Source organism: Nostoc sp. KVJ20 (genome assembly GCF_001712795.1).
GTDB lineage: Bacteria > Cyanobacteriota > Cyanobacteriia > Cyanobacteriales > Nostocaceae > Nostoc.
Map to the genome: position 1 here is coordinate 1 of NZ_KV757616.1, position 16,288 is coordinate 16,288.

Below are 16,288 nucleotides of genomic sequence, written 5' to 3' on the forward strand. Positions count from 1 at the left end.
CATTCTTCACCGCATCTGACTTGCATATTTTTGCGGTCTGACAACAGTTGTGTATTTTACCTGCTTTTCTCCCTCTTTCTTAAACCCCTACCCTTGAAAGGAGCAGGGGAGCAGGGGAGCAGGGGAGTAGAGAAAGTTGTAGAAAGTTTTCTCCCCTCTGCCCCTCCGCCCCTCCGCACCTCTGCCTCTTTTCAATGCCCAATGCTCAATGCCCAATACCCATTTCATAGAACTCCCTTAGAACTGGGAATTACACCAGCACGACGGGGGTCGATTTCCACCGCCAGCCGTGTTGCTCTTGCAAACGCCTTAAATGTTGCTTCAATGATGTGATGGGAATTAATGCCATCCAATTGCCGAATGTGTAATGTCATTTGGCTATGGTTCACCAAAGCCACAAAAAATTCTCGTACCAGTTGGGTGTCATAGGTTCCTACCCGCCCAGTAGGAATTTGCAAGCCATAACTGAGGTGAGGACGACCGGAAAAGTCTAGCGCTACCTGAACTAAGGCCTCGTCCAGTGGTGCAAGAAAATTACCAAAGCGGACAATACCTTTTCTGTCGCCTAGTGCTTGGTTGAAAGCTTGTCCTAAAGTAATGCCTACATCTTCGTTGGTGTGATGGTCATCAATTTCCCAATCTCCCTTGGCTTGGACATCTATATCAATCAGCCCGTGGGAGGCAATTTGATGCAACATGTGATCCAAAAACGGAATGCCTGTTGCTGCTTTGCAAGTTCCTCTACCATCCAGGTTGATGCTAACTTGCACATCTGTTTCACCAGTGGTGCGGTGAACAGTAGCAATCCGAGGGGTTTGGGTTAAGCGATCGTAGTTTGAATTAATTTTGCTGATTTGCATGGGAAATAGGGCATGGGGAATAGGGTATGGGGCATGGGGAATGAAAAATGGACAAGAATTTTACTAATACTCAATTCCCAATGCCCAATCCCCAATGCCCCATGCCCAAATTATCTTACATTCCCATAATTTCATATCCTGCATCTACATACAGAATTTGTCCGGTAATCCCGCTGGACAAATCACTACACAAGAAAGCCGCAGCGTTGCCCACTTCTAACTGAGTTACGGTGCGTCTTAAGGGAGCTACTTCTTCTACATGATGAATCATATCTAAAATTCCACCCACTGCTGAAGATGCCAAAGTGCGGATGGGACCTGCGGAGATGGCATTCACGCGGATATTTTGTGGCCCTAGTTCACTAGCCAGGTAACGCACACTCATTTCTAACCCCGCCTTGGCAACTCCCATAACGTTATAGTTGGGGATTGCCCTAACACCACCCAAATATGTCAGGGTGACGATGCTACCTCCCTCTGTCATCAGAGGTTTGGCTGCACCACTTAACTGCACCAGCGAGTAGGTACTGATTTCTAAGGCGGTGTTGAAGCCAGAACGAGAGGTTTGGCTAAAATCTCCAGTTAAATCCTCTTTGCTGGCAAAGGCCAGACAATGGATGAGGATATCTAGCTTTCCCCACTGTTCGCGGATTGTCTCAAAGGTAGATTTAATTTGGTCTTCATCTTGGACATTACAGGGAAGAAACAAGCTGGGATTGAGAGGTTCTACCAACTCCGCAACTTTTTTCTCCATCTTGCCGCGTTCATCCGGCAGGTAGGTAATGCCCAGGTTTGCTCCAGCTTTGTGCAGTTGTTGGGCAATGCCCCAGGCGATCGAGCGGTTATTGGCAATACCTGTAACAAGGGCATTTTTTCCGGTCAGATTTAGCATAGAAATTGTTAATGCGATCGATCATTAGGAGCATACTAGAATCTGAGGCACGTTTTGTCTTTGTTTTATACAGGATTTGCAAAAATGAATATTGCTAAGGGTGTTTGCTGTGACAAAAATCTTGATTTTTTATAAAGATATTCTCAAGATTTCTTTATTTGTTCTTCAAAAAACCTTTTAAATACAGCTATTGGAACTACTTATCAACAATTAGTAGCTGAAAGGATCAAGAATTATGTATCATTGTAAACAAAGAGTTATGAAGAGATTAGTTTGAGTATAGGAAAGTACAGAAAGGTTGACGGTGCTTTATTCATTTTTCGGGTGTATTCTTAGGTAATCAGTTTTTGTTTTTCCGGCATTGGGTAGGGGAAGGGAGATGATCGTGACACAAGATAAAGCCCTAGCAAATGTATTTCGTCAGATGGCGACCGGGGCGTTTCCGCCAGTTGTGGAAACGTTTGAACGCAATAAAACGATCTTTTTTCCTGGCGATCCTGCCGAACGAGTTTATTTTCTTTTGAAAGGTGCTGTTAAACTTTCCAGGGTGTACGAGGCAGGAGAGGAAATAACGGTAGCGTTGCTGCGGGAAAATAGTGTTTTTGGTGTATTGTCATTGCTGACAGGAAATAAATCGGATCGGTTTTACCATGCGGTTGCATTTACTCCTGTGGAATTACTGTCAGCACCAATTGAACAGGTGGAGCAAGCACTCAAGGAAAATCCAGAATTATCAATGTTAATGCTGCGAGGTCTGTCTTCGCGAATTTTACAGACGGAGATGATGATTGAAACTCTCGCCCACCGAGATATGGGTTCTAGGTTGGTAAGTTTTTTGTTAATTCTTTGTCGGGATTTTGGCGTTCCTTGTGCAGATGGAATCACTATTGATTTGAAGTTATCTCATCAAGCGATCGCAGAAGCAATTGGTTCAACTCGTGTTACCGTTACCAGGCTACTGGGAGATTTGCGTGAGAAAAAGATGATTTCTATCCACAAAAAGAAGATTACTGTGCATAAACCTGTTACCTTAAGTAGGCAATTCACATAAAAACAATTGGAGAAAGGGGAATCGGCGCGTGTTCTATTTTGAAAAATGACACTAATAGCTAGAGGTAAATCTAATAAATTGAGTAATTTCAGCTATTGCCAATTTCCACTTCTTTCCAGACAATGCTTAAAAGTAGTAGGCTGTATCTGGAAGGATTTCGGTAGCTAAAGATGACCACCGGATACATCCTCATCGCTGCAATTTTAATTCTGGGAGGCGTAATTGCAACCGTGGGCGATCGCATCGGCACACGAGTTGGCAAAGCCCGCCTCTCACTTTTTAAGCTTCGTCCAAAAAACACTGCTGTACTGGTCACTATTTTTACAGGTGGCTTGATTTCAGCATCAACTTTAGGGATTTTATTCGCTGCCGACGAAGGCTTGCGAAAGGGAGTCTTTGAATTAGAAGATATTCAAACAGACCTCAGACAAAAACGAGAACAGCTAAAAACCGCAGAAACTCAAAAAAGTCAGATAGAGAGTGAGTTAAGCCAAGCCAAAATTGCCCAAGCAAAGGCACAACAAGACTTGCAGGCAATCAACCAATCTTTGCAGGCGGCGAATGCCAAACAACGCCAAACACAAGCTCAGTTAAACCGCACCATTAGTCAACAAGCCCAAACTCAAACTCAACTCCAACGCACTCAAGGTCAGCTAGAACAAGTTGTAACTCAGTACCAAAAAGCTATAACTGAATTGCAAAGCGTTTACAACCAGAGAAAGGAGTTACAGGCAGCAGTTGAACTACTGAAGACAGAACGTCAACGACTGTATGCTGAAGCGAAAAAAGCCATTGACGAAGCCAAAGCAGCAATTGAAAAACGCGATCGCGAACTTGCTAACCGCCAAGAAGCCATAGAACAACGCGATCAAAAAATTGCTCAATTGGATAAACTGATTCAAAAGCGTAATCTCGAAGTTGCAGCGCGAGAACAAGTGATTGCCAAACGGGAATCTCGTCTTAAAGAATTGGAAGGACAACAGGAGCAATTAGAACAGGAAGTTGCAAGGCTGGAAAAATATTATCAGTCCTACCGCGATTTACGTCTGGGTAAGCTGGCCCTAGTTCGCGGTCAAGTTTTGTCCGCTGCTGTAGTTCGTGTTACCCAACCTGCTGCTGCTCGTCAGGCAGTTGTACAACTCTTACAAGAAGCCAATCGCAACGCCAACCTGGAATTGAGTGAACCTGGTGCAAATCCTGCAAATGCAGAGCTAATACGCTTCACCCAGGAGAGGGTTGAGAAATTGAGCAAGCAGATTGAGGATGGCCAAGAATACGTGGTGCGAATTTTTTCTGCTGGTAATTACGTCAGGGGAGAAAAGCAGATAGAGTTTTTCGCCGATACAGCCCGGAATCAATTGGTTTTTTCGGGAGGCGCGGTGCTGGCCACAACTAATACCGATTCTAAAAGCATGACATCCTATCAGTTACAGCAGCGGTTGGAAATACTGATTTCTGCTTCTCAATTTCGTGCCCGTAACGCCGGAATTGTCGAAAATGTCCAAGTAGATGGGACTTTTTTGCGCTTTGTCAACCAATTAAGACAGTATAATCAACCCTTAGAGATCAAAGCGATCGCAGCAGAGGACACTTATACCGCTGGGCCATTGAGAGTAAAATTAGTGGCAACAGTCAACGGAAAAATTATTTTTAGTACTTAAAAAAGTATTTGCACACTGTTATTATTCAGGAGGCAGGAGGCAGTTATTGCAAGATTTAAACATATTGAACAGCAGCCAAAATAGTTGCTGTGATTGCATTTATCGAACAGAATTCAGAAGTCAGGAGTCAGGAGTCAGAATGGGCTAAACCTTAGCTATCCGCTAACAGCAATGTTTTCTGTATGACTGGCGGATAGCGCCGGCGGCAAGGGAGTCCGCGATAGCGTAGCGTATACCCTTCGGGATGCTTCGCTTAGAGCGAGTATTTTCGAGTCGCGTCTAAATAATCGGCGTTTTTGCACCCCCACCAAATTTTCAAGTTGATGGTGCAACAATTCCTGCGCCGGTCTGAATCCCCGACTGATAGCGTTCGCGTTGGCGAGTCTTGTCTACGACACGCTACGCGAACGAGCGTCTTTATTCTGACTCCTGAATTCTGACTTCTGACTCCTAAATTCTGACTCCTAAATTCTTCTTCAATAATTTCTAATTTTTAATTTTTTATGGCTTTCCATGAATTTTCACCAACGCAACCAGTCATCTTGGGGTTTGATCCAGGTCGAGATAAGTGTGGTTTAGCGGTGATGGGACTGGATCGGCAACTGTATTATCATCAGGTTGTGCTAGCCAAAGAGGCGATCGCTACCATTGAGACACTGCGTCAAAGGTTTCCTATCTCTTTGATGGTGATGGGCGATCAAACTACAGCCAAGCAGTGGAGACAGCAACTATACCAGGAATTAACAGAACCGCTGAGTATTATTTTAGTGGATGAGCGCTATACAACCTTAGAAGCACGCGATCGCTATTGGCAAATGTTCCCACCCAAAGGGCTAATAAAGCTATTGCCACAAGGTCTGCGACAGCCACCAAGACCAATAGATGACATTGTTGCCATTCTCTTAATCGAAAGATACTTAAATCGCCTCACAGAATCAGCTGCTATGAGTTATGAGTGAGGGGTTAGAAATTAATTTCTTCATAACTCATAACTCATAACTCATAACTCATAACTCATAACTCCTAGAGTTCCGCCCGAATCGTAAAAGCATAGTCTCCTCCAGGCTCTAGCTGGTAATCTTGTTGCTCCAAAAATCGACCGAGGGGTTCTTTGATTAAGGCGCGGCCTTGGGAAGGCTTGACGGCAAGTTCTCCCCGGCGAAAATGCCATTGGAAATGCCACTCAAACTCACCCGCACTTACTTCGCCCTCAAGGAAGCCGTGTTGCCAGGATTGGCGAGTAATTCTGACATGGGCAATGGTTTCTGGCAGACGTTTTGCACTCACAATGCTTTATGTCAAGTGTGGAATAACAGCCGATCATGTAGGCTACTTATTTTATTTACCAAACTTAGCTTAATTAGACAAACTGACAAAGTGGGTATTTGTAGTTCACTAGGTTATGTTACGACTTCAGGATATTGAGGTTGCAGCTATAACCCAATACGGTTTGGTTAAATTTTTAGGAATGAATGTATCCGAGAAACTGCATATCGGATACTCCTTTCATCAGTATATTGGGGATTGATTGGGATTTCCTTAAAGTATTTCACCACAATTACAGCCCGATAAAGCTTCGAGTATTTAAATTGTTTTTCTTGGATATTAAAACTCATAATATTCTCTAGTGGATGTTCAATAATTTGTTTAATACGAAGACTTTTACGTTCGATAAATACCTTATCAATACTTTTATAAAAGGTACAGGTAGTTACAGGAGATGTGGCAAAATAAGCAGCGATCGCCATCATAATCAATATAAATAAAATTAATAAAAGTAGATAGTGGCGCTGATTTTGCTGTACCAATAGGGAAGTTTGAACAGAGTTGATAAAATTGTTAATTTTAAAGATAGTTTTCTGATTCTCTTCATACTTAACATGGGATAAAAGAGGAAAGTTTCCAAAAGGAGTCACAATCATAACTTGATAGGTTTTCCCTCCTTTGCTACCAGTCTTTGTAAGAATGTATGCTTCCTGGAGATCAAACATTTTGAGTTTCTCCATACTTCCCAACAAATTAAACCGCCTTAATTCACAATTTATTTGGTTTGGGGAGAGGCGCTCGCAAGTTATTTGAACTGAAGCAGACTCAAAAAATAAGCAGTAAATCAAAAAGCCAAAACAGACAGTAAAAATGCACCATCCGGTGAACCAATCTCTGAGTGGTCGATGCTTTAGCTGCAATCTAGTACGGGTTTCCTCGACAATTTTCATCGGTGTATGTGTATAGAATACTGAACCCCTGAGTAGAGTATTCCCCTCGTAGACCATTTATATATCCTCAAGTCTAAGTACCAGGGAGGATTTATGATGAATAGCTACAAAAGCTTTGCCTAACTGATAGATAATTGGGGCAGAAAACTATAGCTAGAAGCATGGAAACCAAACAGCTAGGAAAAACTGGTATCTTTGTGAGTGCGATCGGTTTGGGTGGTATGCCCATGTCAATTTCTAATCGCCCTCCCGAATCGCAATCAATCGAAGTTATTCATCGGGCGTTGAATTTGGGTATTACATTTATTGATACTGCCGATTCTTACTGCAAAGATGAGTCAGATAAGCATCACAACGAGCGGCTAATTCACAAGGCACTTACCAGTTATAAAGGCGATGTTAGTCAAGTAATTGTGGCAACGAAGGGCGGGTTGATGCGTCCCGATGGCAACTGGACAACCAACGGTAATCCAGAACATTTGCGCCAAACAATTCGCGACAGTTTTGAAGCGTTGGGTGGTGCTAAACCCATCGATGTTTGGCAATACCATTCTCCCGATCCTAATTACAGCATTGAAGAATCTCTTACGCCAGTCAAAGAAGCAGTAGAGGCTGGTTTGATTAGGTTTGTGGGAGTTTCTAACTTTTCCGTTGAACAAATTAAGCAAGCGCGGGATGTGGTGGATATTGTCTCGGTGCAGAATCAATACAGCCCTTGGCAAAGACAGCCAGAAAATGACGGCGTGTTGAAGTATTGTGAACAGCAAGGATTAACATTTTTGCCTTGGAGTCCCTTTGGCGGTAGGCGTCGCCATCAGGATTTGCAAGATATTCCTGCGATCGCTAAATTAGCTCAAGAAAAAGGCGTGTCAGTATACAATATCGTCTTAGCGTGGTTGCGTTCTAAGTCACCTGCTATTTTGCCGATTCCTGGTGCTAGCAAGGTTTCCAGCATCGAAGACTCAACAGGTGCTATCAATGTAAAACTATCTGATGAAGAAGTGCAAAGAATTGATCGGGCAACTTAATCATTCCACTAAATAATGTAGATTGAGTGAAAGTTGCCAAAGATTTACGCGCCATCTTTAGCTATAGGAATCCGCTTTGATTTCTGAACGAATTTGCGTAGACAGGCAATAGGCAATAGGCAATCTTGCTACAGTCAAGAAGGCTTCTTAGTTGTACTGAGTTTTTTCAGAAATCAAATATGAGTCCTATAGATAAACAATTCCAAATTCCAAGTCAACATAATTTTAAAGGACTTCATCAACCCGGTTTATTAAAAGAAACCGGGTTTTTAAGAAAATACGACATACATCAAGTTTAATTTGATGTAGTATTTTAATCTAATTAATCTAAAATTTATGCTACTAAATTCTGTAACCAATAGGTTAAAGCAGATGGTAAAGATGTTTGCTATTTTGCTACTGGTTTCCCCTTTTGGCTGGCAAAATTCAGTGAACGCGCAGCCACAGTCAAATAAGCAACTTCTGCCGTTTTTTGATAATATAGATAACCCTGTCCCTGTTCGTTTTCCCGCAGGACAACAGGTAGATATCACACCACCTCCACCGCTGCTAAATTCTTTTGACAAAGCGATAATTAAACTCTGTGGCCCTATTGGTACAAGAGTTAGTTCTAATAATTTTAAACAATTGTTATCTTATTACCCAGATGTGTTACAAAAACTTCAGCAAGTTAGTGGCGGTGAACTACGTCCTGGACGTAATAATAAAGCACAATTTCTCGAAGATTTAACCAATATTTGGTTCCAACGTCGGGGGTTTGAGCATATATTTTGTGGTGAAATATATAACGCCAATGATATTGGTGGCTTACATTTTCATGGCAGATATTTACAGTTACAAAATGAAGGAATAGGCGGACGGTTGCCAAATAATCAGGGACGAGAGGAAGTTGTTCCGAATGTAATTTATACAATGGGTGTAGTAATTAAGCAGGAAAATCGGACAGTAAGGGATGTCATTAAAGGCTATGGCTATCTCAGTAATGCCGAAGAAATGCTTTTAGATGCCACCAAAATATTTAAGCTCCAAGGCAATAATGAGGGAGCGTGTATTTATAATGTACGTGACCGAGAAACAGGTAAATCCTTTCCTACAGTTTTTATCAGAAAAGACAAAGCAATTATTACCTATTATCCTGATGCTACTCCTCAAGGTGCAAAATGTAAAAGTTAAATTTTATAGATTGCCTGTAATTAGCGCATAAAGAAAAGACATGATCTTAGAAACACACCGCTTGCTAATGCGTGATTTTATAGAGGCAGATTGGCAGCCGGTTTTTATCTATCAATCTGATCCTTTGTATTTGCGTTACAACTATTGGACACACCGCACACAAAAGGATGTTTGCGAGTTTATTCAGATGTTTGTTGATCAGCAAAAAGAGCAACCACGGACAAAGTTTCAGTTAGCTATTATCCTCAAAGCAGAAAATCAGCTTATTGGTAATTGTGGTATTCGTGTAAATAACCCGGAAATGCGAGAAGCAAATATCGGCTATGAACTAAACACTCAGTATTGGGGACAAGGTTATGCAACAGAAGCAGCACACGCCATTTTAAAGTTCGGCTTTGAAGAACTGGGAATGCATCGTATCTGGTCTTGGTGTGTTGCAGAGAATATTGCTTCTGTAAGGGTATTAGAAAAAATTGGTATGCGTCGTGAAGGTCATCTGCGGGAAAAAGAGTTAATCAAAGATAGATGGTACGACAATTTTCTTTACGCTATCCTTGACCATGAGTGGAAAGCAAAGTAATACTGCTTCTATGAGCTACCTCAGAGACAATATCGTAAATTTCTGAGAAATTGAGGATAAGACAAGTTCAGAGGGTCGCAGAGATGACCAACACTATCCTCAATTTCCACACAGCTACCGGACACGAAGTTTTAGCAGCAGCAGGTAAAAAATATCTGCGTCCTGGTGGACGAATAGCTACAGATAAATTATTTGAGTGGGCAAACTTTCAGCCTGGAGAGAGAGTTTTAGAGCTAGGTTCTAGCTTTGGTTATAGTGCGATCGCTTTAGCAAAAAGCTACCATGTGAAAGTAGTAGGCGTTGAAAAAAATCCTGATAGTGTAGCTTGTGCGCGTGCTAATATTTGTGCTGCTGGGTTAGAAAATCAAGTTGAAATCATTGAAGGTAATATTTTCAACTTAGAGACAATCCCAGGAAAGTTTGATTATGTATTGGCAGAAGCTATTCTTACAATGCAATCGCCATTGGGAAAAGCCAAGATTTTAGCTGAAATTCACAATAAACTCAAGCCGGGAGGTAAATTTCTCTCCCACGAACTATTAGCTCGTGACAAAGAAGAACAAATTCATGATGACTTAGCACCAGTAATTCGAGTTAATTCTACACCACTTTCAGAATCAAACTGGATGACGGCTTTTGCAACAGCAGGATTGCAAGTACAGAAATGCCAAACTGATTCAATGAATTTATTGAATTTAAAACGGATATTTCAAGATGAAGGCATCTTTAATACAACTCGGATTATGTGGAATATATTGACGCAGAGAGCTATCCGCAAACGCGTTTTAGAGATGTACCAAGTTTTTCATAAATACCAACACGAATTAGGCTACATCATTTTGTGTGCTGTTGCCCATTAACATAATTGGTTCCCAAATATATCACCTGATAAATACCGATAGTTTTTGAATGATTATCAGCATTTATTTACTGTTCATCATCCCCAAATACTATGACAAACTCAATCACAATTAGCCCATCTTTTATGATTCAACTCCAAGACAAAATTAAATATCCCAGTGCGGGAGTTCTCAGCAAGGTGCTGCTGAAAGATAACGCTTGTCAATACACTCTATTTTGCCTAGCAGCTAATACTGATATTTCTGAGCATACTTCTACTCGAAATGCCACCATTAATGTCATCGAAGGCAGAGGGTTACTGACTTTATCTGGAGAAGATATTGCACTTAAACCTGGTGTTTTTATCTTTATATCTGCTAACGCGTCTCATGCTTTAAAAGCTGAAGAAAACCTGACATTTATACTCACGCTTTCTGAAAAATTAACAGAAAATAATTAGTTATTTATGGAGTCTGGAAATATGCGATCGCTACTTTTAACTTTTGCTCAAAATTTAAATTTCTCTGAAACTCAGTTGAAAGAAATACTATCACAACCTCTAACTGAAGTTCTCAATTCACCTCAATTGCAGCAAGCATTAAACAGCTTAGATACCAATTTACTTAAGGAAACTTTACCCACAGCAGGAGGAGTTTTAGCTAAGGAATTACCACCTTTTTACAACTGGCTAAAAAATGAGTTGGGAGTCAAGCGGGTTCCTGATAGTCCTGATCACACCACAACATGGGTAATTGGTTTCGTCCATAATCAAGAAAGTTTAACTCATTTAGTTGAACTACACCAACCAGTACCTCGTCCGGCTTTAGAAGCTTCTATTCCCCGCTTGGTAGGGATGTTTGAAGGTGTCGAAGACGCGCAAGTTCGGCAGGAATGGCAAAAAGCGATCGCAGCTTTATGTCTAGTTCTAGTTGTCGCTGCACGCGAACGAGATAGAGAAGTTGTAGCAGTCCGATAACTCTTTACGGAAAATTAAACTTGTGAAACCTGCCTCCGCAGGTTTTCTCTATTTAATAGCGAATACTCTAATCTATATCTCCAGAAGCGATCGCATCCAATTTCGCAGCATCAAGTATGGTAATCGTCCCACCCCGACGATAAGCAATTACTGACTTGAGACTTTTAATTAACCGCACACATTCTTCGTAAGTAATGCCACTACTTCGAGCCATACGATAATAAGATAATTTGACTTTTAAACACTCGCCTTGTGAGGTAGATTCAGTTCCAGATTCAGCAGCAAAATATTGAATTAATCTGGCAAGGCGAACAATAGCTCTTTCAGAAACTAATCCGTGGACTGTTTCATGTAATTGCTGAATCCGACTGTTAAAAACCATCAGCATTCGTAATGCAATTTCAGGATTTTCGCCAATAGCTTTTAATAAAGCATCTCGCTCTACAGTGAGGATTTCACAATCAGATTCAGCAGTTACAGTTGCCGGAGAAATTCTATTTCCTAACAAAGCAGGAGCCGCAAAAATTTCCCCAGCAGTTAAGGCGCGGAGAATCGTTTCTTTCCCCGTTGTTGCTGTTTTGGTAACTTGAATTGATCCACTGACAACAGCATAAAGTTTTGCTGGTAAGACATCACCTTCATGCAGAATAATCTCTCCTTTGCGATGGTGTTGCACCTGAGTGTAAGGTTGCAAACTTATCTTCTCTGCTGTTTCTAAACCTGCAAACACAATAATTTGTGAGAGTTGTTCCAGGGATACCTGCATGATTAGCCTGATATTGCAAAGGCTGGACGATGATGAATCCAAGGGTTAGCCGCTTCTAATTGTGCTGCTAGGCTGATGAGTGTGGCTTCTGCGGCAGGTTTACCAATTAGCTGCACACTGATAGGTAAACCTTTACTATCAAAGCCTACAGGAATTGCGATCGCAGGTTGTCCAGTTGCATTCGCGGGTGGACAAGGGGCAACCCACTCAATAATATTTTGGAATGTCTCTTCTGCACTCAAAGAAGCCCATTCCCCAACGCGGATGGGTGAATGTAGATAAACTGGCAATACCAGCACATCCACTGTATCAAAAAACGCCACGATTTGCCGTGCTACTACCTGCATTTGGGAAACTGCTTGCAGGTATTGGGCAACAGAACCGGTGCGTGCAAATAGCCAGCGATTTAATGGCTGCAAGGCTTCAACAGGAAGTCCCGATGCAGCTACCCCAGCTTGCCAGACGATTTGAAATGGTTCAACTAAAGCACTGAAATCCGGGGATTTTTGTTCAACTTGGTGGCCGAGTTGTTCTAATAACTCAACTGTTTGGCGGACACCTTGCTGACAGTTGGCATCAGCTTCTCCCAAAGGAGAAATAGTAGTGTCAAAGGCAATTCGCAAAGCACCGAGTTTTGTGTGAGTGGCGGCGAGAAATGATGGTTCAGGATCGGGCAACCAGTAAGGATCGCCTGTGACATAGCCAGATATAGCATCCAAAAGGGCAGCAGCATCAGCGACAGTGCGGGCGATCGGGCCGTTGACGGCAATTCCAGCGAGGCGTTCGCCTACGGGTGCTTTACTCACCCTGCCTCTGGATGGTTTGAGTCCCACCAAACCACAACAAGCCGCAGGCCCCCGAATCGAACCACCACCATCAGAACCTTGAGCGATCGCACACAATCCCGCTGCTACTGCGGCGGCTGCGCCACCACTGGAACCGCCAGGGGTATATTCTAAATTCCACGGATTTCTAGCTGGGGGAAAACCCGTAGGTTCGCTGTAAGGTAATGAACCTAATTCGGAAGTAGCTGTTTTACCGAGAATAGTAAATCCAGCTTGCTTAATCCTTGTCACAACACCATCATCATAATTAGGGATATTGTTCAGTAATGCCGGATTTCCATAAGTACAAGTAACACCTGCTACAGCGTTGAGGTCTTTAATGGAAATCGGCACACCAAAAAATTGTGGTAATTCTGAGGTAGTTGTCAATAATTCTGTTTTAGCTTTAGCATCTGCGATCGCTAATTCTGCCGTCACCGTAAAATAACTTCCTAATTGGGGATTCAACTGCCCAATCCGTTCTAAATATATTTCCACCAACTCTAGCGGTGATACTTCCCGGCGACGAATTAATTGTGCCAACTCTAGGGCTGGGGTAAATGCTAAATCAACTTCATTCATAGGTTAGTGAATGGATAATTTTATCTTTCCTGGGATTTTGAAACTGAAATTGTTACTTTAGCAGGATTTCCGGGAACTATACATTTTATAGCTCCTGAGATTTGTGACTAATTTAGGATGCTCAGATGCAACAGGCGTATTTACGTTCTTACTCAAGCCATTTTAATTGTTTCGCATAAACTTTCGACAAATCCCTAAGGGGTATTTATGGCTAACCTGGAAATACTTGTTAGTGAATTGCCAACACTGATTCAAAGTCTAAAACTGACTATTGGCGATTCCAATGAAATCATGGAACAAATTATCCTGATCAATAATGCTCAGGAACAACTACGGAATCTTAAAAAATTAATTGCTCAGGAATTGAGATTTGATCATGCCAAAAATTCTGCGATCGCTACACTTCCTCGCATTGCTACAGTGGCTACTTTGTTTATCCCTAACCTAGGATTAGTAGATCCAGCCATAGCTGAAAAATTCGGGAACTCAGAAACTAAAATTTCATTAACTGATTTACAATCAAAAATTGATAGTTGGATTGAATGGGGTTATTTTTTGCAAGCAATAGCCGCTGACATTCTTAGTGATATGCAACTAGTAAATCAACTAAACTCTGATATTAATCATCCAAGCATAACTACTGAATTTAAAGCAATCAATGTCAGCTTAAATATTAATTTAGACCCTGCAAAACCTAATGTTATACAACGTCAAATTCAAAATATTAGCAACGCTAAAAAAGAACTATTACAGTTACAGCAAAAATTAAATTATATTTTTCATACTATTAAAAGCAGTCGTAGTTTATTAAATATTTTATTAGGAGTCTCTGCTTTTTATGGTAAATCTGGCTTTGCTTTAGAGTGGTTGGATGATGATCACGAATTAATTATATCGAGTGAAGGGAAATTCCAAGAATTAACAGATATTCTCAATGATTGTGATTTTTTCCAAGAACAGATTGCTGCTTTAATTATTCAGAGTAACGTTTTAAGTGAACAGGCAGAACAAGCCCTGAAAAAGATTGAACAGGAAAGTAATAAAGAAGTAATCATTAGTCAGAAAGTAGAAATAGTCCCAAAGTTTTGGACATCCAAAATAGTCCGTTCAGCTTTGATTATAGCCTCAAGTTTATTAATCTTGGGTTTTGGTGGTTGGAAAATTAAAGAGCAAAGTCCACAATTACAAAAGATTATTCTAAGTTTAACTCAACAAGGAAGTGCAAGTGCTAAGTTTAAATCTGCTCAAAAACTCGGAATGGCAGCTGCTTCTTTAGTTCAAAATCCACCGCATCCTTTAAAAGTTTGGCAAGAAGCAGAAACTAAATGGCATCAGGCAATAATCTTATTAGATAGTATTCCTGATGAAACATCAATTTATGACCAAGCTAAGAAGAAATTGGCTTATTATCAAATTAACTACAAATCTATCAGTAAAAGAGTATTAATTGAAAAGAACGCTATAGCAAACTTAGAATCAGCAAAAAAACTAGCAATAGAAGCTAATTTGATTCTTCACAATCCACCTCATTCGCTACTAGTTCGGCAGCAAGTACAAGGTAAATGGCAACAAGCAATTCATTTATTAGAAGCTATTCCAAAGAGTACCTTTGTCTATATACAAGCTAAAGAGTTACTTCCTATTTATAAAAATAATTATGCAGCTACTAGTCAAATATAGGAATTAATCTGTTTTGCAAACATTGAGAGGCTCAAAACCCCGACTTCTTTTAAGAAGTCGGGGTTCTTTTTGCTCGTAACTCCTGCACAAATTGTTACATAGCGGTTATCGATAAAATGAGGTATATCCTCAAATATTTTTATGGATAATTTATTGCATCATTGCTTTGGTTGCTATAGCAATCTATATATTGAGAATTAATCCACCCCTCCCTTCCTACTATTCTATTATTTGAGCTATTAGTAACACGCACGTTAACCCAAGGTGTTGGGCGACCTTGAAGTGATACAATATCAGGCTTGAGTAATGTGATATTGTTGCCATTCTCTAAACCTGCTGTTGACTTTCCGCCAGGTGTGGTACGTAAAGCTAATTGCCCCGATTGTAACCCAGTTACTTCGCAGAGTGCAGGCTTAACTTGAGCTAAATTGCTAGTACATTTTAGGCTGCTACTACGCATCCAACCTTCTAAGCCTTTTTCTTTAGAATTATCTGCATCGATAACACTAACGTAAATCCAGTTTTCAAAACCTTTAGCTAGTACTTGTAACTTTGCGTCTTCATATATATTAATTGCACCTCCATCTTCAAATTCTCCTTGCGGTTTTCTTAGGTATAAAAAAAGTGCTTCTTCATATCCTAATTTCTTGGCTTCGCAAATTACTTGTTTGTTAGCATTTTTGGGGGTTGCAGCGTTTGCTATTGGTAACAAATTAAGAGTAGAAAGCCACAGATAAAATACAGTAAAAGAAATCTGAGGTAGAGATTCCAGAAAACTTACCATTTTTGAGCAAATATGAGTTTTACCTACCTTATCCGTGATAAGTTTTATAGTCGAGCATAATTTTACCTAATTTGCATTCCTCTGCGAACCTACCCTGCGGGAAGGCAAAGCAACTATAGGAATCCGCTTTGATTTCTGAACGAATTTGCGTAGACAGGCAATAGGCAATAGGCAATCTTGCTACAGTCAAGAAGGCTTCTTATACCAATTCTGTATGAAGAATGCGCCTTATGAACCCCTCTTGGTAAGACGGTGTATACACAAGTTGAATTACCCCCCCTTGGAAAGGCTTTCAAGGGTAGGGGTTTAAAAATCAGGCAGTAGAGAGAGTGATTTGAGACACATGAAGTTGTGGAGGGGAAGTGGGCCAAGGCT

General features: G+C 41.0%; 17 protein-coding genes. 10 read left to right on the forward strand and 7 right to left on the reverse strand.

Features of this window, described 5'->3' with window-relative positions; all coding sequences use genetic code 11:
• Nucleotides 1-224: 224 nt before the first annotated feature.
• Together hisB and fabI are read right to left on the reverse strand one after the other, a co-directional pair.
• Entirely contained in the window at nt 225-860 is a 636-nt protein-coding gene (hisB, locus tag A4S05_RS15045; protein WP_069070636.1) for an imidazoleglycerol-phosphate dehydratase HisB, read from the reverse strand.
• 115 nt (nt 861-975) lie between these two features.
• Entirely contained in the window at nt 976-1,752 is a 777-nt protein-coding gene (gene fabI, locus A4S05_RS15050) for an enoyl-ACP reductase FabI (protein WP_069070637.1), read from the reverse strand.
• Between the two features lie 379 nt (nt 1,753-2,131).
• Between fabI and ntcA the strand changes: the two genes are divergently transcribed.
• From ntcA to A4S05_RS15065, 3 genes are all read left to right on the forward strand, one after another.
• Nucleotides 2,132-2,803 carry a global nitrogen regulator NtcA gene (ntcA, locus tag A4S05_RS15055; RefSeq protein WP_010998529.1) on the forward strand — a complete coding sequence of 224 codons (672 nt, stop codon included), beginning with the start codon at nt 2,132-2,134 and terminating at the stop codon, nt 2,801-2,803.
• A gap of 170 nt (nt 2,804-2,973) precedes the next feature.
• Nucleotides 2,974-4,464, forward strand: a complete 1,491-nt coding sequence (locus A4S05_RS15060) for a DUF3084 domain-containing protein (RefSeq protein WP_069070638.1) — start codon at nt 2,974-2,976, stop codon at nt 4,462-4,464.
• A 503-nt stretch (nt 4,465-4,967) separates the two neighbouring features.
• Nucleotides 4,968-5,423 (forward strand): RuvC family protein, encoded by a 456-nt coding sequence (locus tag A4S05_RS15065; RefSeq protein WP_069070639.1) that lies wholly within the window; start codon nt 4,968-4,970, stop codon nt 5,421-5,423.
• Nucleotides 5,424-5,487: 64 nt separating this feature from the next.
• Here the strand turns inward: A4S05_RS15065 and A4S05_RS15070 are convergent, their stop codons facing one another.
• Together A4S05_RS15070 and A4S05_RS43330 are read right to left on the reverse strand one after the other, a co-directional pair.
• Nucleotides 5,488-5,751 carry a DUF3146 family protein gene (locus A4S05_RS15070; protein WP_069070640.1) on the reverse strand — a complete coding sequence of 88 codons (264 nt, stop codon included), beginning with the start codon at nt 5,749-5,751 and terminating at the stop codon, nt 5,488-5,490.
• A gap of 167 nt (nt 5,752-5,918) precedes the next feature.
• Nucleotides 5,919-6,455 carry a hypothetical protein gene (locus A4S05_RS43330; RefSeq protein ID WP_256090986.1) on the reverse strand — a complete coding sequence of 179 codons (537 nt, stop codon included), beginning with the start codon at nt 6,453-6,455 and terminating at the stop codon, nt 5,919-5,921.
• A 386-nt stretch (nt 6,456-6,841) separates the two neighbouring features.
• Here A4S05_RS43330 and A4S05_RS15080 point away from each other — a divergent pair, with 386 nt between their 5' ends.
• The 6 genes from A4S05_RS15080 to A4S05_RS15105 all read left to right on the forward strand — a co-directional run bounded on the left by A4S05_RS15080 (nt 6,842) and on the right by A4S05_RS15105 (nt 11,277).
• Nucleotides 6,842-7,708, forward strand: coding sequence for an aldo/keto reductase (locus tag A4S05_RS15080; protein WP_069070641.1), 867 nt, complete (start codon nt 6,842-6,844; stop codon nt 7,706-7,708).
• A gap of 372 nt (nt 7,709-8,080) precedes the next feature.
• A complete protein-coding gene (locus tag A4S05_RS15085) occupies nt 8,081-8,881 on the forward strand; it encodes an EndoU domain-containing protein (RefSeq protein WP_069070650.1) in 801 nt (266 codons plus the stop codon).
• A gap of 40 nt (nt 8,882-8,921) precedes the next feature.
• Nucleotides 8,922-9,461, forward strand: a complete 540-nt coding sequence (locus A4S05_RS15090) for a GNAT family N-acetyltransferase (RefSeq protein WP_069070642.1) — start codon at nt 8,922-8,924, stop codon at nt 9,459-9,461.
• Between the two features lie 83 nt (nt 9,462-9,544).
• Nucleotides 9,545-10,321 (forward strand): SAM-dependent methyltransferase, encoded by a 777-nt coding sequence (locus A4S05_RS15095; protein ID WP_069070643.1) that lies wholly within the window; start codon nt 9,545-9,547, stop codon nt 10,319-10,321.
• A gap of 92 nt (nt 10,322-10,413) precedes the next feature.
• Nucleotides 10,414-10,761 carry a cupin domain-containing protein gene (locus tag A4S05_RS15100; RefSeq protein ID WP_069070644.1) on the forward strand — a complete coding sequence of 116 codons (348 nt, stop codon included), beginning with the start codon at nt 10,414-10,416 and terminating at the stop codon, nt 10,759-10,761.
• A gap of 21 nt (nt 10,762-10,782) precedes the next feature.
• Entirely contained in the window at nt 10,783-11,277 is a 495-nt protein-coding gene (locus A4S05_RS15105) for a hypothetical protein (RefSeq protein WP_069070651.1), read from the forward strand.
• 67 nt (nt 11,278-11,344) lie between these two features.
• On the opposite strand, the gene A4S05_RS15110 is transcribed toward A4S05_RS15105, so the two are convergent.
• Nucleotides 11,345-12,043, reverse strand: coding sequence for a Crp/Fnr family transcriptional regulator (locus A4S05_RS15110; RefSeq protein WP_069070645.1), 699 nt, complete (start codon nt 12,041-12,043; stop codon nt 11,345-11,347).
• Between the two features lie 2 nt (nt 12,044-12,045).
• On the reverse strand, nt 12,046-13,449 hold the full coding sequence (locus A4S05_RS15115; RefSeq protein ID WP_069070646.1) for an amidase: 1,404 nt from the start codon (nt 13,447-13,449) through the stop codon (nt 12,046-12,048).
• Nucleotides 13,450-13,656: 207 nt separating this feature from the next.
• On the opposite strand from A4S05_RS15115, the gene A4S05_RS15120 reads away from it, so the two are divergent.
• Nucleotides 13,657-15,129: a hypothetical protein gene (locus A4S05_RS15120; RefSeq protein ID WP_069070647.1), complete on the forward strand. Its 1,473-nt coding sequence runs from the start codon at nt 13,657-13,659 to the stop codon at nt 15,127-15,129.
• A gap of 139 nt (nt 15,130-15,268) precedes the next feature.
• On the opposite strand, the gene A4S05_RS15125 is transcribed toward A4S05_RS15120, so the two are convergent.
• Nucleotides 15,269-15,913, reverse strand: coding sequence for a hypothetical protein (locus tag A4S05_RS15125; RefSeq protein ID WP_069070648.1), 645 nt, complete (start codon nt 15,911-15,913; stop codon nt 15,269-15,271).
• Between the last annotated feature and the right edge of the window lie 375 nt (nt 15,914-16,288).